At 35.6% G+C, this 22,500-nt stretch carries 20 protein-coding genes; all 20 read right to left on the minus strand.

The window, feature by feature from the left end; translation table 11 throughout:
* Nucleotides 1-26: 26 nt before the first annotated feature.
* The 20 genes from APF76_11450 to APF76_11545 all read right to left on the minus strand — a co-directional run bounded on the left by APF76_11450 (nt 27) and on the right by APF76_11545 (nt 22,317).
* The gene (locus APF76_11450; GenBank protein ID KUO50317.1) at nt 27-248 is read right to left on the minus strand and encodes a preprotein translocase subunit SecG; all 222 of its coding nucleotides are present in this window, start codon (nt 246-248) and stop codon (nt 27-29) included.
* Nucleotides 249-449: 201 nt separating this feature from the next.
* Complete coding sequence (eno, locus tag APF76_11455; protein ID KUO50318.1) at nt 450-1,733, minus strand: enolase; 1,284 nt, start codon at nt 1,731-1,733, stop codon at nt 450-452.
* A 124-nt stretch (nt 1,734-1,857) separates the two neighbouring features.
* A complete protein-coding gene (locus APF76_11460; protein ID KUO50319.1) occupies nt 1,858-3,396 on the minus strand; it encodes a 2,3-bisphosphoglycerate-independent phosphoglycerate mutase in 1,539 nt (512 codons plus the stop codon).
* Nucleotides 3,397-3,507: 111 nt separating this feature from the next.
* Nucleotides 3,508-4,257 carry a triose-phosphate isomerase gene (gene tpiA / locus APF76_11465; GenBank protein ID KUO50320.1) on the minus strand — a complete coding sequence of 250 codons (750 nt, stop codon included), beginning with the start codon at nt 4,255-4,257 and terminating at the stop codon, nt 3,508-3,510.
* Between the two features lie 72 nt (nt 4,258-4,329).
* Nucleotides 4,330-5,511: a phosphoglycerate kinase gene (gene pgk / locus APF76_11470; GenBank protein KUO50321.1), complete on the minus strand. Its 1,182-nt coding sequence runs from the start codon at nt 5,509-5,511 to the stop codon at nt 4,330-4,332.
* A gap of 58 nt (nt 5,512-5,569) precedes the next feature.
* Complete coding sequence (locus APF76_11475; protein KUO50322.1) at nt 5,570-6,568, minus strand: glyceraldehyde-3-phosphate dehydrogenase; 999 nt, start codon at nt 6,566-6,568, stop codon at nt 5,570-5,572.
* Nucleotides 6,569-6,929: 361 nt separating this feature from the next.
* Nucleotides 6,930-8,123: an aspartate aminotransferase gene (locus tag APF76_11480; protein ID KUO50323.1), complete on the minus strand. Its 1,194-nt coding sequence runs from the start codon at nt 8,121-8,123 to the stop codon at nt 6,930-6,932.
* 69 nt (nt 8,124-8,192) lie between these two features.
* A complete protein-coding gene (locus tag APF76_11485) occupies nt 8,193-8,345 on the minus strand; it encodes a six-cysteine peptide SCIFF (protein ID KUO50324.1) in 153 nt (50 codons plus the stop codon).
* 219 nt (nt 8,346-8,564) lie between these two features.
* The gene (locus tag APF76_11490) at nt 8,565-9,962 is read right to left on the minus strand and encodes an RNA polymerase sigma-54 factor (protein ID KUO50325.1); all 1,398 of its coding nucleotides are present in this window, start codon (nt 9,960-9,962) and stop codon (nt 8,565-8,567) included.
* A 253-nt stretch (nt 9,963-10,215) separates the two neighbouring features.
* Nucleotides 10,216-12,204 carry a hypothetical protein gene (locus APF76_11495; protein ID KUO50326.1) on the minus strand — a complete coding sequence of 663 codons (1,989 nt, stop codon included), beginning with the start codon at nt 12,202-12,204 and terminating at the stop codon, nt 10,216-10,218.
* A gap of 21 nt (nt 12,205-12,225) precedes the next feature.
* Nucleotides 12,226-12,681 (minus strand): hypothetical protein, encoded by a 456-nt coding sequence (locus APF76_11500; GenBank protein KUO50327.1) that lies wholly within the window; start codon nt 12,679-12,681, stop codon nt 12,226-12,228.
* 68 nt (nt 12,682-12,749) lie between these two features.
* A complete protein-coding gene (locus tag APF76_11505; GenBank protein KUO50328.1) occupies nt 12,750-14,405 on the minus strand; it encodes a hypothetical protein in 1,656 nt (551 codons plus the stop codon).
* 169 nt (nt 14,406-14,574) lie between these two features.
* Nucleotides 14,575-15,201 (minus strand): hypothetical protein, encoded by a 627-nt coding sequence (locus APF76_11510; protein KUO50329.1) that lies wholly within the window; start codon nt 15,199-15,201, stop codon nt 14,575-14,577.
* A 76-nt stretch (nt 15,202-15,277) separates the two neighbouring features.
* The gene (locus APF76_11515; protein KUO50330.1) at nt 15,278-16,603 is read right to left on the minus strand and encodes a hypothetical protein; all 1,326 of its coding nucleotides are present in this window, start codon (nt 16,601-16,603) and stop codon (nt 15,278-15,280) included.
* A gap of 119 nt (nt 16,604-16,722) precedes the next feature.
* Nucleotides 16,723-17,667, minus strand: a complete 945-nt coding sequence (locus APF76_11520) for a sporulation regulator WhiA (GenBank protein KUO50331.1) — start codon at nt 17,665-17,667, stop codon at nt 16,723-16,725.
* Nucleotides 17,668-17,701: 34 nt separating this feature from the next.
* Nucleotides 17,702-19,057 (minus strand): hypothetical protein, encoded by a 1,356-nt coding sequence (locus APF76_11525; GenBank protein KUO50332.1) that lies wholly within the window; start codon nt 19,055-19,057, stop codon nt 17,702-17,704.
* Nucleotides 19,057-19,929 (minus strand): glmZ(sRNA)-inactivating NTPase, encoded by an 873-nt coding sequence (locus tag APF76_11530; protein ID KUO50333.1) that lies wholly within the window; start codon nt 19,927-19,929, stop codon nt 19,057-19,059. Before APF76_11530 ends, APF76_11525 begins: the two co-directional genes overlap by 1 nt.
* Before the next feature lie 10 nt (nt 19,930-19,939).
* Nucleotides 19,940-20,674 carry a hypothetical protein gene (locus tag APF76_11535; GenBank protein KUO50334.1) on the minus strand — a complete coding sequence of 245 codons (735 nt, stop codon included), beginning with the start codon at nt 20,672-20,674 and terminating at the stop codon, nt 19,940-19,942.
* A gap of 67 nt (nt 20,675-20,741) precedes the next feature.
* Nucleotides 20,742-21,464: a hydrolase gene (locus tag APF76_11540; protein KUO50335.1), complete on the minus strand. Its 723-nt coding sequence runs from the start codon at nt 21,462-21,464 to the stop codon at nt 20,742-20,744.
* A 64-nt stretch (nt 21,465-21,528) separates the two neighbouring features.
* Complete coding sequence (locus APF76_11545) at nt 21,529-22,317, minus strand: hypothetical protein (protein ID KUO50336.1); 789 nt, start codon at nt 22,315-22,317, stop codon at nt 21,529-21,531.
* Nucleotides 22,318-22,500: the final 183 nt, after the last annotated feature.

Raw genomic sequence — 22,500 nt, forward strand, 5'->3', positions numbered from 1 at the left:
ATTTTTTAATTATTATTTTTATAAATTTAAATAATAGATAATAGTAGAGTTAATAGCAAAAAACCCACCGCAAGGCCTGCTGCAACCTTGCCGAGTAATTGATCCATGCCCTTCTTTTTACCAAAAAAGGTTTCTGCGCCACCTGCAATGGCACCTGAAATTCCCGCACTTTTTCCTGATTGCAGTAATACTGAGGCTATGAGTCCCAATGAAACAAAAATTTGAATAAATACTAAAACAGTCTTCACTAAATGGTTCACCTCCTCATCATTTTCCTTATAGCAAACAAATATATTTTAGCATAACCCTTGGCAAATTACAACAAATTACAATTACATACCTTTATGGGTATTTTTGTTTATTTTTCAAATTTTTATACTAATATTCTCTAAACTTTCATAGCTAGAACAATAGTATATCACAATACAGAATTCAGGAAGCCACGCCCCTTACCTGAGATTATAAAACACTTTCTTTCCACGATATTGTGCTAAGTAGTCAAGTTCTCCCTCTATCCTTAAAAGTTGATTGTATTTAGCAACCCTATCAGTTCTTGAGGGTGCACCTGTCTTAATTTGACCAGCATTAGTAGCTACTGCTATATCTGCAATTGTGCTATCTTCAGTTTCACCCGATCGATGAGAAATTACACATGTATAGCCTGCTCTTTTTGCCATTTCAATTGTATCAAGTGTTTCTGTTAATGTGCCAATTTGATTAACCTTAACGAGAATTGAATTTGCTGTATCTGATTCAATACCCCTAGCCAGTTTAGTAACATTGGTTACAAACAGATCATCACCAACTATTTGAATTTTTTTGCCAAGCCTATCAGTCATTAGCTTCCATCCATCCCAGTCATCCTCAGATAGACCATCTTCTATTGAAAGAACGGGGTATTTATTTATTAGGTTTTCATAAAAATCAACTAGCTCTGTTGATGAAAAGACTTTGCCTTCACCTTCAAGGTGATATTTTCCGTCTTTAAATATCTCTGTTGCTGCCACATCTAGAGCCAGGCAAACCTCTTCTCCAGCCTTATAGCCTGATTTTTCAATGGCTTCCATAATAATCTGTAGGGCTTCTTCATTGGAGGATAAGTCAGGGGCAAAGCCACCTTCATCTCCAACAGATGTATTCAAACCTTTTGCTTTTAATACCTTCTTCAAGTTGTGAAAAATCTCTGTGCCCATTCTCAAAGCATGTGCAAATGATTCTGCACCAACAGGCATGACCATGAATTCCTGAATGTCCACATTGTTATCTGCATGCTTTCCGCCATTAAGAATATTCATCATGGGAACAGGCAGTTGTTTAGCATTAACCCCACCTATGTACTGATACAAAGGAAGTCCTAATTCTTCTGCCGCTGCCTTTGCCACCGCTAATGATACTCCTAGCATGGCATTTGCACCAAGCTTTTCTTTGTTATCTGTTCCATCTAATTCAAGAAGTAACCTGTCAATACCGATTTGATCTATTGCATACATACCAACTACCTCAGGAGCTATTATTTCATTTACATTTTCTACTGCCTTTAATACACCTTTGCCCATATATCTATCTAAGTCACCGTCTCGCAGTTCCACAGCTTCATAAGCCCCAGTTGAAGCTCCAGAAGGAACTGCGGCCCTACCCACAACACCGCCTTCTAAATAGACTTCAACCTCAACAGTAGGATTGCCTCTAGAATCTAAAATCTCTCTTGCAAAAACTTCACTAATAATTGTCATAAAATAACCTCCTTTTAATGTACAGTTTATCTTGCAAAGCATAGGTTGTTTTGATTGAATAAATCTTACTATTGCTAAAATTTAATTGAAGGTGAGCAAGCACACAACACTTTCAGTATGCTTTTTAAGTTAATAAACTTTGTCCTGTCATTTCTTTTGGTTTTTCTATTTCTAATAGTTCCAATATTGTAGGAGCTAAATCTCTCAAGCTACCCCTACAGCTTAACCCTTTATCTGCAGGTAACCCAAGAACAATAAGTGGTACTGGACTTGTTGTATGAGACGTGCATGGACTACCCTTAGCTTCTAGCATCTCTTCAGCATTTCCATGATCAGAAGTAATAAGCATTACTCCCTTTTTTTCAAATACTGTATCAACTACTTTACCAAGGCATTTATCAACTACTTCTATTGCTTTTACTGCAGCATGAAAATTGCCGGTATGGCCAATCATATCAGGATTTGCATAATTAATGATGATTACATCGTATTTGTCATCATTTATCTGCTCAACAACAGCATCAGTAACCTCGTAAGCTTTCATTTCAGGTTTCAAATCGTAAGTGGCTACCTTAGATGATGGTATTACTATTCTTTCTTCTCCTGGGTTTGCTAATTCTTCACCCCCATTAAAGAAGAATGTAACATGAGCATATTTTTCCGTTTCTGCAATTCTAAGCTGTTTTAAATTATTTTTTGCAAGAACTTGCCCTAATGTATTACTAAGCTTTTCAGGTGGAAAAGCTACTGGCGCATCAATTGTATTATCATATTCAGTAAAACAAAGGTAATCTAAATCCAGCCAGCCTGTTGGTCTTTCAAAGCTATCAAAATCAATATCAACAAAAGCCCTTGTTATCTCTCTTGCTCTGTCAGCTCTAAAGTTGAAAAAAATTAAAGAATCACCTTTCTTTACTGTTGCTACTGGTTCCTGATCTTTTAAAATAACTGTAGGCATAACAAATTCATCATTCTTCTCTTCTTCATAAGAATTGGCTATAGCTTCCATTGCAGTAGAAGCTTTATACCCTTGTGCAGTAACCATTGCTCTGTAGGCAGTTTCTACCCTTTCCCATCTTTTATCTCTGTCCATTGCATAATATCGACCAGAGATAGTGGCAATTTCACCAATACCAGCTTCCTTTAATTTATCCTCAAGTCTTCTAACATATTCTAGAGCACTTTTTGGGAGAACATCTCTTCCATCTAAAAAACAATGTATGTATAGACTTTCAACATTCATTTTCTTTGCCAAGTCTATAAGTGCAAAAACATGTTCAATGTGACTATGTACTCCTCCGTCAGATAATAGACCCATTAAATGAAGAGACTTCCCAGTTCCTTTGACACAATTAGCATAGACCTTTTGTAATGCAGGATTTTCAAAAAAATCTCCTTCTTTAATTGATTTACTTATTCTGGTTAAATCCTGATAAACAATTCTACCTGCACCAATGTTTAGATGACCCACTTCACTATTGCCCATTTGTCCAGCAGGTAGACCAACTATCTCCCCAGATGTCTCAAGAATGGTGTTTGGATATTGATTAAGATAACTATCCATATTAGTGGTCTTAGCGCTTAAAATAGCATTGCCCTGTTCATTGCTCGAAATTCCCCATCCATCTAAAATTGTTAATACAATTGGTTTATATTTTGCCATAAACATCACCTTTATCCTCGATCTCAGAATTTCGGTTAGGAGATGGTTTCCTTCTGAATTCTGTGTTCTCTTCTGTATTCTGACTGTATTCAAACTTCTGACTTCTGTATTTTAGTAGTTGATGAGCTTTAAGAAACTGCCTACTTCTAAGCTAGCACCACCAACTAGAGCTCCATCAATATCCCTTTGCTCCATAAGTCCTTTAATGTTATCAGGCTTTACGCTTCCTCCGTACTGTATCCTTACCTTAGCTGCGCTTTCATTACCAAAATCATTTGCAACAAACTCTCTCAGCTTTGCTATAACCTCCTGAGCATCGTTAGCTGATGCTGTTTTTCCTGTACCAATGGCCCAAACAGGCTCATATGCAATGATTAGTTTGTCCACTTGAAATTGACTTAAACCTTGCATAGCAACCTTAATCTGTCTCTCAATTATATTAAAAGTATTGCCATTTTCTCTTTCTTCAAGGGTTTCACCTACGCATAGAATAGGCATGATTCCATTAGCAAAGGTAGCTTTAAGTTTTTTATTAACAGTTTCATCAGTTTCTGCGAAGTACTGTCTTCTCTCAGAGTGTCCTACTATACAGTAACTAACACCTAGATCCTTCAACATACCTGGGGATATTTCTCCTGTAAAGGCACCCTTGTTTTCCCAATGCATGTTTTGAGCAGCTATTTTAACCTGACTACCTTGCGATGCCCTAACTGCCACATCCAAACAAGTAAAAGAAGGGCAAATAATGACATCAACTGCATCTGTTCCTTTCACTTCGGATGCTAGCTTCTCTACAAATTCATAGGTTTCTTGTGTTGTCTTATGCATCTTCCAGTTACCCGCTATAACCGGTTTTCTCATTCAACCACAACTCCTTAAATAAGATAAGGGGGCCGAGGGATGTCCCCAATTAACTCTTGCTTCTTGAATCAATTATGCATCTTGAAGGGCCGCGACTCCAGGTAGATCCTTTCCTTCTAGGAATTCCAAAGAAGCTCCTCCACCAGTAGATATATGGTAGATTTCACCCGTAACTCCGACCTTTTCTACAGCGGCTACAGAATCCCCACCGCCTACAATGGTTTTACCATTACATTCTGCCATGGCTTTCGCGATTGTTTCAGTACCTTTTGCAAAAATATCCATTTCAAAAACCCCCATAGGTCCGTTCCACAATACCAAGGCAGATTTCTCTACAACCTTGGCAAAAGCTTCAGCTGAAGCTGGCCCTATATCTAAAGCTTTAAACCCTTTTGGTACTTGTGTGTTAATGACCTGGGTTTTTGCATCTTCTTTCATTTCCTGCGCAACTATTAAGTCTTCAGGTAAAAATAAATTAACCCCTAATGCTTTTGCATTTCTTTCAATGATCTTTGCTAATTCTAGTTTATCTTCTTCGACTAGGGAGTCCCCCATGTCTAATCCTCTAGCCCTCAAAAAGGTGTTAGCCATACCACCACCAATAATCAGGTTATCTACCTTTTTTACCAAGTTCTCCAAGACAGCAATTTTGTCTGACACTTTAGCTCCACCAATAATAGCGGTAAAAGGCCTAGCTGGATTATCTAAAGCCTCTGTTAGTACAGCTAACTCCTTCTCAAGAAGAAAACCTGCTACAGCAGGTAAATACTCTGAAACACCTGCAGTAGATGCATGGGCGCGATGAGCCGCTCCAAAGGCATCATTCACAAAGACTTCCGCCAAAGAAGCTAGCTCTTTAGCGAAACCTTCTTCATTCTTTGTTTCACCTGGATAAAAGCGTGTGTTTTCCAGCAAGAGGACTTCTCCTGGCTGTAATCCTTTAGCTAATTCTTTTGTTTCATTTGAAATACAGTCATTTGCTCTTTTTACATCTTTCTTTAAAAGCTGCGAAAGTGTCTCCACAACTGGTTTCATGCTATATTTTGCATCAAATTCACCCTTGGGTCTTCCAAGGTGGGACATGAGAATTACTTTACATCCTTGATCTATAAGGTAATTTATTGTAGGTAAAGCTGCTTTAATACGTGTAGCATCTGTAACATTTCTTTGTGAGTCTAACGGAACATTAAAGTCAACTCTTACAAGTACCGTTTTTCCATTTACATCAATATCCTTAATGGTCGCCTTATTCATTATTTTACCTCCTAAAAACCTGACAAGGGAAACGTCCCCTTGTCTTTCCCTTGTCTTTTTACTTCATCATATATTTAGCTAGATCAACTACCCTAGAAGAATAACCCCATTCATTATCATACCATGCAAGGACTTTAACTTGAGTAGACTCCATTACCATAGTAGATAAACCATCTACTATAGAAGATCTTGGACTTCCATTGTAGTCTTTCGATACTAATGGAAGCATATTAAATCCTAAGATTCCTTTTAGCGGTCCATTGGCAGCTTCCTCAAGGGCCTTATTTACTTCTTCAACACTGGTCTGCTTTTCTACTTCTACTACAAGGTCAACTACTGAAACGTTAGCAGTTGGTACTCTCATTGAAAAACCATTTAGTTTTCCTTTTAATTGTGGAAGAACAAGCCCTACAGCTTTGGCAGCGCCTGTTGTAGTAGGTATTATGGATAAAGCACAGGCTCTAGCCCTTCTTAAATCCTTATGGGCTTGATCTAGGTTTCTCTGGTCATTGGTATAGGCATGTACTGTAGTCATAACACCATATTTAACACCAAATTTTTCATCTAAAACCTTAGCAACTGGAGCAAGGCAGTTTGTTGTACACGATGCATTAGAAACTATTTTATGTTTCTGAGGGTCATAAACACCTTCGTTTACACCCATAACTATAGTAGCATCTTCATTTTTGGCAGGAGCAGAAATTAATACCTTTTTTGCTCCTGCATCTAAATGTGCCTTTGCTTTATTTGCATCTGTGAAAATACCTGTAGATTCAATTACAACATCGACACCCAATTCGCCCCATGGAATTTGAGTTGGATCTTTTTCTGCATAGACCTTTACTACCTTTCCATTTACTAAAAAAGAATCTTCCTTTATCTCAACATCTGCATCCCATACTCCATGTACAGAATCATATTTTAGTAAATGGGCATTGGTCTCGGCACTTGTAAGATCATTAACCGCAACCACCTCTACCATTGGATCCTTTTCTGCAATTCTATGTACTAATCTACCTATTCTTCCAAAGCCATTGATACCAATTTTAATACTCATTATTTTTGTTACCCCCTTAAATTATATAGTGTATATTATTCTTCATTTTGCCTTAGTCTATGAACAAATACAACAAATTTGCAGGAAAATCCTTCAAATCTTAAAAATTGTATAGTTAAAAAATTACTTTGAAATATAACAATATTGCATATATGCATAGTTGTTAATTTATTTACATAATTTTATACCTATATGAAATACTTGTCAAAAGTATTTTCTACAAAAAAATTACAGAATTCAAAACTGAACTCTGTAAGTATCATTGTAGATATAATACAGTAACCAGGAGTCAGGAGTCAGAATGAAATATCAAAAACTAGATTTTCTTCTGAATTCTGTCTTCTGAATTCTGTCTTCAGCCTTATATTCTTCCTGAAACTAAATCATTAATTCTATCAATACCCTTTTTCATATACTCAATGGAGTTTGTGTATGAAAGTCGAAGGTTCCCAGGTGACCCAAAGGGTGAACCAGGTACCACTGCCACATAAACCTTTTCTAGTAGGAGTTTTGCAAACCCATTATCATCTTTAACTGTTACACCAGCTATAGTTTTTCCATAGAGACCAGTCATATCTGGGAAAGCATAGAAGGCTCCTTTGGGAAGTTGGCAGGTAATTCCTGGTATCTTATTTAACTCATCCACCATAAACTTCCGTCGTTTATCAAATTCTTTTCTCATATCTTCTACTGCGTCCTGATTACCTGCTATTGCTTCATAACTGGCCTTTTGAGATATGGATGCTGCGCCAGAAGTGGCGTGACTTTGGAATGCATCCATTGCATTAATAATTTCCTTTTCAGCAACAGCATAACCAATTCTCCATCCAGTCATTGCATATGCTTTAGACACTCCATTAATTGTAACTGTAAGTTTTTTAATGTCTTCATTAAAAGATGCAATACTCACATGTTTTTCATTGTCATAAATTAATTTTTCATAAATTTCGTCTGAAATAACATAAATGTTGTTTTCCACGCATACTTGTGCAATTTCTTTCAATTCTTTCTCTGTATAAACTGCACCTGTAGGATTATTTGGACTGTTGATAAATAGTACTTTTGTTTTCGATGTCACAGCATCTTTGAGTTGCTCGGCTGTCATCTTATATCCAGTTTCGCTGGTAGTTGCAATTACAACTGGAACACCGTCTGCTATCTTAACCATTTCAGGATAGCTTACCCAATAGGGACTTGGAATTATTACTTCGTCCCCCACATCACATAATGCCATGATTGTATTGAATACACTATGCTTTGCTCCAGAAGACACAATTACCTGCTCTGGAGTATATATAAGGCTATTTTCTTTCTCTAATTTTTCACAAATTGCATCTCTAAGTTCCTTGATCCCGAGGTTAGGTGTATAGTGTGTACAATTATCCCCTATAGCCTGGATACCTGCAGCCTTAATATTATCAGGGGTATTAAAATCAGGTTCACCTGCTCCAAACCCTATAACGTCATGTCCTTGTGCTTTGAGATTTTTGGCAACTGCTACAAGTCCCAATGTTGGTGAAGGTTCAATTTTTTTTACTCTTTTAGACAACGACACATTGATCATTCCCTTCTTTTCTTATAATTTACCAAAAAACCCAGGATTACCCCGGGCTTATTTCGCTCATCAGTTCTTTTCACATATCTGATTTCCGACAGTACAGGAAGTCTTACAAGCTGACTGACATGAAACCTGGCATTTTCCACACCCTCCAGTTTCTTGGGTTTTCTGAAGTTGTGATTTTAGTATGGTTTTAATATGTTTTAGTTCTCTTGCCATGTTTGTTACCTCCTCCTTTTAATGAAACACACCCTATTGAAGCTATACTCTGTTCCCGAGGAATGTCCCCAACTTGCTCGAAAGACGCAATGCAAGATGTTGCCTCTTGAATATTATAGCACTATTGAATTATAAGGTAAACATTGTCAACGGTAAGTATTCAGTATACGTTCAGGATGCATGAGGCAGAAGCTTTTTGCTGATATCCTACTTCTTGAATTAGTACCGCTTTCTCTTACTTGTTGATACTATGCCCAGCTCACTTCTGTATTTTGCTACTGTTCTTCTTGATATATTTATGCCCTGAGCCTTTAAAATATTTGTTAATTGCTGGTCTGTATAAGGTTTATTGGAGTTTTCATTTATGACATAATCTTTCAGCATCTTTTTTATGCTTTCAGAAGACACGCCATTACCAGCATAGTTGTCAACACCACTTGCAAAAAAGAATTTTAGTGGAAATACTCCCTGTGGTGTTTGGATATATTTATTGTTGGTTGCCCTACTAACAGTTGACTCATGTATGTCTAACTGGTCAGCAATTTGCTTTAAATTTAGAGGTTTTAAACACTTTACCCCGTCATCAAGAAAAGCTTTCTGAAAATCTACGATGCAGTTCACAACCCTATATAATGTTAGTCTTCTTTGTTCAATACTCCTAATAATCCATGCTGCTGAATTTAATTTACCTTCAATAAACTTTTTAGCATTAATGTCCACAGTATCTGCTGATAATAATCTTCTGTAAACAGGATTAATCCCCAATCTCGGGGTGGAAACATCATTAACTATTACAATAAATTCACCTTCAACCTTCTCCACAGCTACATCCGGCACAATATATGTTGTCTGATCGGAATCTGCAAACCACCGGCCTGGTTTTGGATCAAGTGTTTTTATATAATCAACTAATTGCTGGACTTCTTCGGGAGTAATATCTAAGCTTTTAGATATCTTCAATAATTTGCCTGCCGCAATATCTTCTAAATGATATTTTATTATTGATGTTAATAAAGAGTTTAGCTCAAGCTCCTGATGACTTATTTGTAATAATAAACATTCTGCTAGATCTCTTGCAGCTATACCAGGTGGGTCGAAGGACTGAACCAATTTTAATGCAGCTTCTGCTTTATCGAGATTCACAGAGTACATATCACAAATTTCTTTCAATGTAGTGCACAAATATCCATTTTTATCTATATTTCCAATAATAAAACTAGCAATGTTTTTCTCGTTAGTACTACAACAAGACATTTCTAGTTGAGTTAATAAGAAATCTTCTAAAGATGGAGCCTTAGTTAAAAAATTATCATAATTAATCTCTTTATATTCTTCACGAGGTGCTTTTATATATCCAATGTCGCGATCCTGAAAGTATTCGTGCCAGTCAACGTCAAACTTTTCCTTTTCATCCTTTGCAGTTTCAGTTGCAGCAACCTCTTCAGAGTTTTCCTCAGCAACTTCTATTTCTAAAGCTGGATTTTCCATGATTTGTTCCTGCACAAACTCAGCCAATTCGAGAGATGATAACTGTAGGACAGCTATAGCCTGACGCAGTTCTGGAGTCATTATTAATTTTTGGGTTTGCTGTAAGTTAAGTTCGAAGCCCATTTGCATAAAACCCACACTCCTTAAAAGACATTTTAAAAGAACAATGTCAATGTCTTACTCCATATATTCTATATAAGTATCAATATTTCCTTCTCATTGCCCCTTGGTTATATTTATTCGCCACATTTTGTTTAATTCTAGATGGACATGACAAATCATTTTGGTTATTATTGTAATAATTTTCAGTTAAATCCACCTGAACGAAATCCATCTCAAAAAGATCCACAAAAAACTTCCTGTCTTAATATAAAATATGAGGCTAAGAGTCTGATTTGCCTTCTCTTCTGTCTTTTGAATTCTGAATTCTGTCTTCTGCAGTTAGATTAGGTTTTATAGGTAGCTTAATTATAAATATAGTTCCAACACCTTTTTTGCTTTCTATGGATATCTTACCCTTATGATTTTCAATGATTCTATAACAAATACTAAGACCCAGTCCCGTTCCTTCATGATTAGTGGTATAGAAAGGATTAAATATATCATTTAGTATTTCATCTTCAATTCCTACACCGTTATCCTTAAAGTCGATATTAACTGACTCACCCTTAATGGTAATTGAAATCTCCAGCTTTTTAAATAATGTACCTTCCATTGCCTTTAAAGAATTCAATGCTAGATTCAGAAAAACTTGCATCAGTTGTTTATTATCCCAGTTCACTATTGGATTATCATTTTGCTTGTATACAAGGGCCACTTCAGTATCTTTTAACTGACAGTGCGGCTTAATCAAACTATATATTTTTTCAAAAACTTCCTGCAAAGGCTTTTCAGTAAACTCAGGTTCTGAAGGTCTTGCGAAGGTTAAAAATTCGTTCAACATTGAATTAGCTCTATTAGCTTCTTCAATTATTAGTGCGAAGGTGTCTGCTAAGCTATCATTTTCGACTTTTCTTTGCTTTAATTGTGCCATACCCTTGATTATAGTTAATGGATTCCTAATTTCATGGGCTATTCCGGCGGCCATTTCTCCTATAGCTGCTAGTTTATCAGCTTGCATAATTTGCCTATCTCTCTTCTTTAATTCTGTAACATCATTTATTAAAAAAGAAACACCCTCTACTCTTTCCTGAATGTTTTTTATAACCCCTACAGATATTAACAGTTCTTTATGTTTTTGAGTTTCACCTCTCAATTTCAGCTCTCGATTCAAAAAATTCCTCGGTGACTGGAGCACTTTTTCTATATAATCGCTAAGTTCATTAGAAAAAAGCTCACGATAACTTCTAAATAACGCTGTATTATGATCCAAGTAAAAAAAGCTACTGGCCTCTTTATTGAAAAATATCAAATCACCTTTTTCACTAAACGTGAGCAGAGGCATTTCTATTGAGTTAGTTATAAAATGCACCTTTTGTTCAAGGCTATATAGAACATTGGTCTGAGTAAGGTCTTTAATTATAAAAACCTTTCCAAGATAAGTTCCATCATCACTTGCAACTTTAGAACAACTCAAAAGATAATTGTTGTCGCTTATAAAAACACCCTCATCACTAGGCAATTCTGTTTCTGTATTTTGAGCTATCTCAACTAGAGATGACGTTTCTGACATACCACTAATATTAGATATACTTTTTTCTAAAACTAGGTTTTTATCTAATTTTAATATTTCTTCAGCTGACGAATTGAAAATTCTTACTATATCGTTGTTATCAATATACACAATACCACAGTCATTATTCTCCAAGATATATTTGTCCCTTTGGGCAAATTCTATTATGCTGGACCTCATCTGCTCTTCTGTTTCCAAGAGGCTACCAAGTAACCAGATTAAAAGAACGGAGATTACTGTAAAAATAAACATTTCTTCGAAGTTAAGATCACTTGCATTTGCTAAAAGGTCTAAAATTAAAAAAGCTATAATAGTTATGCCGGTAATAATAAGACCTATCTGCTTACCATACTTAATGATAACAAGAATCATGGGAATGAAAAATAAACTTTTTGTCACAAAGGAATCAGTTAAATAAGCCAATAAAAATACTGTAAATATATAACCAGCTAATATCAGTATTTCATAAATCAGCGCTTTTTTAGTGTTATATGGTTTTATTTTTCCAAGGAAAGCCAGGGTGATTATTCCTAGAAAGCTTATCATAAGTAGTGCATAAAATGATTCCATACTGGCATAGCTAGCTGCTTCAAACTGCAAGTACCATATAATAATGACAAAATGAAATACCATTTGAAATATAACAAGGTATCTGTTTATTTTTTCTTTTCTCTCGTTTTCAAACATAGAAATATTCATTAAACACACATTCCTAAAACATTATTTTGTTTTATGTCTCCTCATGAAAAGAATTATGAATCCTGTTAAAAAAAGTAAAATAGTCTGTGGAGTAGCAATAGCTATTCTTAATATGGGGCTTTCGATTACTGTTTCAAGGCTTATATTAAATTGATACATTAAAAATTTAAAGGCTATAAACTCATAGACTATAAGAAATATACCAGAACCAAGAGCAGCAGGAATTACCTTGATCATATCATATTTAATAGCATAGGAAATAATAAAAGATAAGAATAACATTAATAGTACAGTATGTACTCCAAAGGCAAATGGCAACAGCCTAATAAATAATGCTCCCGTAGTTTGGATTATTCCCAGCAATAATACCGTTTTCCAATTAAATTTAGCCTTTAGTAATACCATAGATAAAAATACTAGAGCAGTTGATTCAGGTATTCCTTGCAGTACTGCAGATATAATGGGCAATTTATACATTTAAAGGAACCTCCTTAGTTTGTGTCACCTATATATTTCGACAATTTTTGCAGTATTCCTGCTAAATATTACCTGGCTTTTAATAAAGCTTGTTCCCTTTTAATAACTTTGCACATAATATCTACAATATACTTATCGTACAAGGTTCCTGCTCCGTTATTTAACTCTGCTAAAACCTGCTGAGTTGACATCTCAGGTTTGTAAGATCTTTTAGTTATCATGGCATCATAGCTGTCAACAACCCTTAGAATCCTTGCTTCTATTGGAATATTAATATTTTTTATTTTAGATGGATATCCAGTTCCATCAAAGTTTTCATGATGAAATTTTATAATATTTGCTACTTCATGAAAATAATGGTTAGCACAAATAATGTCAGCTCCCCATCCTGGATGCATCATCATCATTTCCCATTCTTTTTTGGTTAGTTTCCCCTGTTTATTTAATACTTCTCTTGGGATTTCTATCTTGCCAATGTCATGGAATAAGGCTGCCCATTTCAAGTTTCGGATCTGTAAATTAGAAAGTTTCATTTCCTTAGCTACTTTTAAAGCTGACTCCATTACTCTTTCTGAATGTCCAAAGGTATAACGATCCTTTGCATTTAATACTCGCAACAGTACTTTTACAGAATCAACAAATCCCTTTTCATTTTCATCTAAATCAGTATCTACAACATCAAATATGGACTGGTATACACTAATCTTTTCTTTGCTTACAAATTTAGCTTTATAAAGGGCATCGTCTGCTGCTTGAATCAAGTCATCCTTTGTCTTTGAGGTAGTAGGATATGCAGCTATGCCCTGCGAAAGAGTAATTTTCCCAATGGGTATTTTTTTTGCTCCATAAAACTCTGCTTTTTCTACAACTTCCTTTACCATTTCAGCTGTCTTTTTTGCATTTATTAAATCATAACCTGGTAGGATTAAAGCAAACTCATCCCCACCAAATCTTGCAGCAATTCCTTCACTATTTATTGTTCTTTTAAGTATATCCGCAACTTCTCTTAACACTTCATCTCCCTTTTGGTGACCATAGGAGTCATTATATATTTTAAAATGATCTAAATCCATCATAACTAAAGATACCGGACTTTGCTCATTACTTATAAAAACGCATTTCTCAAGGATATCATGAAACGTTCTGTGGTTTATTAAATCCGTTAATCCATCCTTTTCAGCTAGTTCAGTAATTCTTTCCCGAGCGGTTTTTTCAATTTCCATGAGGTTGCCTATTAACCAGGATATAAGTATTAATAATCCACCTATAATCAAACTGGTTTCTAAGCTAATAATTTCATAAAAATAATAATAGAATATATCATTAATAAACATAATGCCTGCAATCAGTCCTGCAATCATTATACTTATTCTTTTTCCATATTTTATTGTAATTATAATTACTGGTACAAATAATAATATACGAGCTCCAATAAAATCAACACTATAAATAAGATAACCTATTAAAAAAAGGTAAATTAATAAAACAAGAACTTCATAAGTTAAACCATTTCCATCTTTTTTGTAATTTAACTTTCCCAACATTGTAATGGCAAAGATACCAAAAAGTAATATTATTAAAAATGACATAAAGCTATCTACTGAGGTAATATTATAATAGTCAGCTAAAGTTATCAATAAAATCATCAGCAAAAAATGAAATGCTATTTGAAAGGTAAATATATATTTGTTAATTTCCTTTTGTCTTTGTTCTTCATATTTCATCTAAAATATATCTCCTCACTATAAAGAGGTGGTCTCCCACCTCTTTATATACTATCTTCTTAAGCTTTTTGGAAGTTCAGGTTGATATGCCCAAGCAAAGCAAGCTCCTGCGGCACTAACTAAAGCAAGTATTGTCAACAAGTATGTAGCAGTTGTTAAAACTAAAAGTCTAAGTTTTTTCATGTATCTCCCCCCCTTTCAGTATCAGTTTTAATAAATCATCAATATATGCGATGACTTTGATGCCTAATGGAGTAATGGTAAAACTTTGCCATAAAAACCCAGTAGTGATATATAAAATAGTTCGCATATCAAAAACAAAATATGATAAAATGACAACTGCTCCAATGACTGCACTAAACCCCAGAGCACCCTTTTTCAATTTCCTTCTGTGGGGCTCTGATATAGGCTTTTCCTTTACTTGTACAGGTGCATATACTGCGATAAAAATCACCGCTACTATAAAACAGACACTAATTAAACCAAATGAGAGTGTTAATATATTAGAAGTTAAATATGCAAGAAACGTGAAGACAATTATAGTTACAACAGTACACCGTCCCATTGAACTGCAGTGAGCTCCCCCTGTAAAAACTCTGGTTACCAATGCAGTCAAAGAAATAATTAATGCAGCCCCCAACAATCCAAATAGATAACCAAACACTACTATCCCTAAAAACCCTAAAAAAATCGCGATAAAAGTCTCCATTCCATAGGCTAAGACTTCTCTTTTTTCTTCTGACAAATTAAGTTCTTGTTTGACATAGCAGCTAGCTCTTTCTGTATATCTAGACATAGTTAAACCTCATTTATGTTTAGTTACTATAATGCTATAATTCTACATTTATTCAATTTTTCCTGCATAAAATAGCTTAAACCTCTATTTTTTTCCATTTTGCCTGGTTAAATCTCCACAGAGCAATGGTGGCTATTAATAGCCATTGAAATGCAGTAATCCACCAAACAGCCTCCAATCCCATATTAAAAATACGCAAGGCTACATAGAAAAGTGGTAAGCGGATAAACCAATTACCTAATAAAGAAAGATATAATGGAAATCTAGTATCTCCTGCCCCTCTAAGGGCTCCCGCCATGGTCATTTCAGTTGCTACGGCAGTCTGAGCAAAAGCAGCAATTTGCACTACAGAGGCTGCAATGGGAATAATATTTTCATCAGTAGTAAAAATACGGACAACGGGTTCACTAAGAAAGAAAAATATAAATGCAGCTGTGGTCATTGTGGCCATAGCAAGATACATTGTCTTAAAAGCCAATCTTTGTGCTTTATCAGGGTTCAGGGAACCAAGGTTTTGTCCGACCAAGGTAGCACCAGCAATAGCAAAACCGTATCCAGGCATAAAGGACATGGATTCAATAGCAAGTGCCACTTGATGTGCAGCATATGGTACTGAACCTAAGCCAATGATTAAATATACACCAGCTATTTGACTACCTGCTCGTACTAGTTCTTCTCCCCCAGCAGGTACTGTCAGTCTTACAATCCTTTTAAAATCTATTTTTCGTATTTTCAAAAGGTGACCTTTTGTAATTTTAATGGGTATTTTCCCACTAGCAAGCACAAAGAGAATAATGCAACAAGAAGTGGTAAAACTCACAAATGTACCTATTGCTGCTCCTTTTACACCTAAAGTAGGAAAACCTAATTTTCCAAAAATTAGTACATAATTTAAAACTATATTTACTGTATTACCCACCATTGCTACTTTTAATGGGATTTTAGTGAAACCAGCACTACGACAAGCTGATTCTCCCACAAGTAATACTAATAAAAAAATACTGGACAATGATAAAATACGCAGATACTCTATACCAAGTTCCTTAACCACAATATTAGGAGCAAATATATTAAAAATGGCAGGAGCAAAATACCATGTAAGACCTCCCACAAGAACTCCTATGAGCGCTGCTAAGGTAAGCGCTTGTCCAGTTATTCTGCTCGCTTCCTCCATATTTTGAGCTCCTATTGCCCTTGCAACAATTGCTCCCGCACCTATTCCAACTGCCGCAAATAAAAAAATAGTAGTATAAATAAAATTGCCTCCTAAACTTACAGCTGTTAAGGAGTCAGCACCTAATCTTCCTACCATTGCAATATCAACAAGGCCCACCATCATATGTAATATCATTTCAAATATAGCTGGCAAAGCAAGTCTCATTATGAATTTATATTCCTGCATTTTCATCCCCACTTAGTTAAATTCTAAAGAAAACCACACAAAAAATAATCTATAGCAGAGCTATAGAAATAACCACCTGTTTTCTGGCTTCTGAATTCTGAATTCTGACTTCCGTATTCCTATTGATTCTTCCCAATTCTATCTGCTATCTTTTGTAATCTACGCATTCTATGATTAACACCTGACTTACTTACAACTGGTGTCATTAATTCTCCTAGCTCCTTTAAGCTTAAATCTGGATTACCCAACCGCAGGTTAGCAATCTTTTCAAGTCCAGAAGGAAGTTTATGAAGACCAATGTTTCTTTCTAAGAATTTAATAGTTTCTACTTGTTTAATGGCTGCGTCCACAGTTTTCGTTAGGTTAGCTGTTTCACAGTTTACAATTCTGTTAACCCTGTTCCTAACCTCTTTTTTAACACGAATTCCTTCAAAGGATAAAAGAGCAGCATGTGCCCCGATAATATTTAAGAAATCTACTATCTGTTCACTTTCCTTTAAATATATCATATGTTTATTTCTTTTCATAAGGGTTTTTGGATTAAGCCCGAAATTTCTCATTAATTCACATATTATTTTATAGTGAGTTGTATCTTTAACAACAATTTCTAAGTGATATGTCTTTTGCTCAGGATCACTTACCGAACCACTTCCTAAAAATACCCCTCTTAAATATGATCTATGGCAGCATCTGTTTTTAAAAATATCAGAATCCCATTTAATATCGTAACCCTTTGGAGTGAAAACGATTCCAAGGGCTTCAAAGGCTTTCTTGGTACCTATTTGAGGCAACAACCTTATAACATAAAGATTACTCTTTTTTAATCTAGCCCGTCTTCTAACAGATACTTCCTTTTGGAGGTTAAAAAGATTTTTAGCTAACCTATAAGCTCTTCTAGCAATTGCTGGATTTTCAGTTTCTAGAGTTAGGGATAAGTGATAATCCGCATCAATATGAACATTGCCAGCCATCATAATCAAGCTTTTTAGTTCAGCAAGCTGACAGCATCTATCCCCATCATCTATTCGCGCCATTTCATTTTTAACCTTTTGTGTGAAAGACATTGTCCATCTCCCCCTTTAAGCAGTAGTTATCAGGTTAACCCACTAAGTCTTTATACCTTTCACCAAAAAAGAGATCGAGTATCTTCAACCTTTCAGTAGCTGGTATACCCTTGATGATTTCCTTCATCAAAACTTTTGCAAGTTTATCAGAATCATGCCTCACCACATCTGAAAGATTTACAAAATCAGCCTTGTGTATTTTAGTCCTCAATTGTTTAACTGCTTTTTCGTCAAAAATTACTGGATGTGCACCTTTTTCTCTATATTTCTCTGAATAACTCCTTGGTATTTGTCCAGTATTAACTATTACCCTATCAATTTGCACTTGGGAAGCATTATCTTTTATAGCTTTGATATGATCAGCAACTGTATAGAAATCTGTTTCCCCTGGCTGAGTCATGACGTTACAAACATAATATACCTGAGAGCTACTTCTATTAATGGCATGCGATATTTTTTTTATTAACAAATTAGGAATTATACTAGTATATAGACTGCCTGGACCTATAACAATAGCATCCGCCTCTTTTATTGCCTTAAGAGCATCTTCTACAGGTTCACAATCCCCTGGAACAAGATTCATACGTTTAATCCTACCTGGATGCTTTACAATCTCTGTTTCCCCATAAACTTCCGTACCATCATTCATCTCTGCCTTTAAAATAACATTACTTAAAGTAGCTGGTAATACCGTTCCTCTTACTGCTAGCACTTTGCTTAGTTCTTTAATTGACTTATTCATATCCCCAGTAATATTTGTCATCGCAACAAGGAGTAGATTGCCAAGATTTCGATCTGCTAGCTCTGTCCCTTTTGGAAAGCGATAGTCTAACAAATCCTCAAGAAGACTTTCTCCATCAGCCAAGGCCATAAGGTTATTCCTTAAATCTCCAGGGGGTATAACCCCAAACTCCCCTCTAAGTTTTCCTGAACAACCTCCATCATCTGTCACTGTAACAAGGGCTGTAATGTTACTTGTGTAATGCTTTAATCCTCTAAGAAGGACTGCCAAGCCCGTTCCACCACCTATAACAACGACTTTAGGTCCCCTTTTCAATTGTCTCTTTTGATAGATAATTTCTACTAGTCTAGACTCATTATATGGAATAATTACGTTTAATATTGATATGGCACCTTTCTTAAGAGAAAAAGCAATTACTGCTAATCCGGTAATAATAAAGAATACACCCGCTATATTTACAGCACTATAGGTAATATATTGTTCTTCAATAAGAGTTCCTATAAAGAATAAAAAAGTCCACCATCTAGCCTCAAGGATTAACGCTAAACCCCAAGAAGCAATTATCACCCCTAACAATGCAAGCAGTAGCCATCTCTTAACCTTTAACCCGGGATATAGCCATTTAAAGTTTTTATTGATCCAGTTCATTAAATACCTCCTATACCCCTATCAATATCTCTATGTTTAGTTATGACTTTACAATCAAATTCATTTATACGCATCTCTAGATGATTTGCAATTGCAACTGAGCGATGTCGACCTCCTGTACAACCAATTGCTATAACAAGCTGGCTTTTCCCTTCCTTTTTGTAGTGAGGTATCAGGTAATGAAGCAGATCACAGTATTTTTTGAGAAATTCCTGGCTAACATCATTTTTCAAAACATATTCCTTTACTTCTTCATCATGTCCTGATAAGGGCCGTAATCCCATATCATAATATGGATTTGGAATAAATCTAACATCCACCACTAGGTCAGCATCCATTGGTATCCCATATTTAAAACCAAAGGATATTACTGTTACTGGTAGCTCATCCTTTTCAGCACTAAATATGTTTGTTATCTGTCCTTTTAACTGGCTTGTGGACATGTCCGAAGTATCTAAAATAACCTCAGCCCTATCCTTAAGCTGGGCAAGAATTTTCCTCTCTTTAATAATCCCTTCCATTAAATCTACCGGTGATAATGGATGGCTTCTCCTAGTTTCTTTGAATCTTCTTATCAATACTTCATCTGAAGCATCAAGAAAAAGAGTTCTATATTTCAATCCTTTTTGGTCCAAGCAGGTCAATGCTTTATTTAAACCATCAAAGAATTTCCCGCCCCTAATATCCATAACCAAGGCCACTTTATCTATGTTGTCCGCCTTTTCTATTTCCTCTAAAAGCGTTGGGACTAAAGATGGAGGCAAATTATCAATACAAAAAAAACTGAGATCTTCCAAACAACGAATGGCTTGAGTTTTCCCAGCACCAGATAGTCCAGTAACAATTATCAGTTGTAGTTTACTTAAATTCATTTCAACTCACCTAATTCAAAAGATTTTTAATTTGCCTAGCACTAATACCGGCTTCCATTGCCAGCTTAAAACCAGGTTCTAGATTGCCCACAGTTTCAGTATAATGAGCATCACTATTAATTACAAATATAGGGCCTTCTTTGGCTGCAACCTTGAGTTCCTCAGGAGTTTGATGTAAATGACCGCAGTTTATTTCATATAGAACACCATATTTTGCACAGGCCTTTGCTACCTTTTGAATATTAATCGGCAATCCTAGGCCTGGATGACTAATGGCAAAAGGTTTATGCTTAGCGCAAACCTCAATCAGCGCTTTAGTATTATAATCCATAACCTGTCTATGAGCTATCTTTAAATACTTGCTTGCTTGATTTTTTACAATAAGGTTCCAGTAGCCTGCTAAGGTGCTGGCAAAAACATAAGGGTGAAGCCCTATAATTAGAATATCTAACTGTTGATAGATTTGGACTGGAACATCTATTTCACCCTTTGGACCAATTACATTTGCTTCTACTCCACTTAGAACTTTAAAGTCTTTTAGTGTCTGATTTATATCGCTTACTTTTCGAGCTACTTCCAGTAGTTTCTCAGGACTCCTTAGACCACCTGCTATGTTTTTTGGTCCATGGTCAGTTATTGCAATTTCTTGCAGTCCCATGTTTTGTCCTGCAACTATCATCTCTTCAATGCTAGCCCTACCATCACTATAATTAGAATGGGTATGGTAATCACCAATGAATTCCAAAATTTTAGTCTCCCTTCATCATGAAACATGAGGCAGGAAACATTAATGCAAGATTGCGCGCGCCCTTTTAAGAATGCCTCTGCCTTCTTCCTTGTAGATATGAGTGTATTTTATCGCCTGATCTATTGATAATCTGTTCCTCCCCAATTCCCACCTTTTTCAGAAGCTCTATGGCTGAAATGAAATCTCCTACACGGTCTGCCCAATGTGCATCGCTTCCTACTGCAACCTGTATTTTATGCTCAGCAGCTTTTTCAGCAATTGCCATACAGTTACAGTAGCTTCCCGCACGGGATAAGCCAAGCGAACTATTATTAATTTCTAGAAGTATTCCATTTTCTTTAGCCGCTAATATTATTTCTGTTGGGTCAACCTTAAACTCAGGATTTCCAGGGTGAACAATCACGTCCACCAGAGGATTACTCATTACTTTTATCATTGTCTTTGTATTTTGAGCAACAGTACCCGTTGGTGAACAATAGGTATGAAACCCAGCTAGTATAATATCTAGCATCTTAAGATACACTTCGGGAACATCAACATTCCCTTCTTTATCTATAATATTAGCTTCTACACCTTTTAATATTTCAACACCTTGATAATGTTTAGGTACTGCCCTTAGGTTTCCGAAATGATACAAATTAGGCCCTCCTGGCATGTCAGGACCATGATCAGTTATTGCAATTAACTTTAAACCTTTTTTAGCAGCGGCCTGAACATTTTCTGCTATGGTACTATATGCATGGCCACTAGCTACAGAATGTACGTGCAAGTCTGCTTCAAGCTTCATATTTAAGCACCTCTTTATTAATAGCGCAAGATTTTTTCAAATTGAGACTTGTGCAGAACACAAGTCAGGCGAGAATTAACTTTTCTATTGCCTCAGCTACTCCATCATCATTATTATTGTTGGTAACATAATCAGCATGGACTTTTACATTATCATCTGCATTAGCCATTGCCACGGAAAAACCTGCATATTTAAACATTTCAATGTCATTGTCATTGTCACCGATTGCCATAACATTTTTTCTATCAATTGCAAGTTTTTTAACTACTGCCTCTATTCCTTTTCCTTTAGTAGCCTCTACATTTAAAATCTCCAAGAAATGTGGTTGGGAACGGGTAATATACACCATCCTATCGGAAAGTTTTTCTCTAATCATATGTAAAATATCTTCTTCGCCCATAGCTAACAACTTAATAGGAGATGTCTTTAAAAATTTCAGCAAATCATTAACCTTATATAATGGAACGTTTACTCTGTCTGCATATTTCTGTGCCCAATAATCGTTTCTTTCAACATATAATTTATCCTCAAAATATACATTTAGCTGGCAATCACATTCTCTACAAATCTCTATCACACGCTTTGCGTCTTCTAAGGGTAAATTTCTTTTGTATAATATCTCATCATCAGCGGAGTTTTTTACTAGAGCTCCATTATAGGTAATTAACGGTATATTTATTCCTAGCTCCTGGGCATATGGATATGCAGATGCATACATTCTCCCAGTACAAAGGGTTACTTTCACTCCCCTGTTTTCCGCCTCTTTTATTGCCCTTACTGCTCTTGGTGATATCACCAAGTCATTATTTAATAGGGTGCCATCTAAATCAATTGCTATTAATTTAATATCCATGATGGACTTCAACCTCCTTAAAAAACATTGAGATATAACGTGAGTGAACATACATGGTTTATCTTCTATGTATCATAGTTACTTTCCTTCAGGGTATGTTGGATAATTTTTCTGACAGTACCAGAAGAGGACGCTTCTTGCTTCTTGAATAAAAGAGGAATTATGTGGTAAAATAATTTAAAA

Origin of the sequence: Desulfitibacter sp. BRH_c19, assembly GCA_001515945.1 — a bacterium.
Taxonomy (GTDB): Bacteria; Bacillota; DSM-16504; order Desulfitibacterales; family Desulfitibacteraceae; genus Desulfitibacter.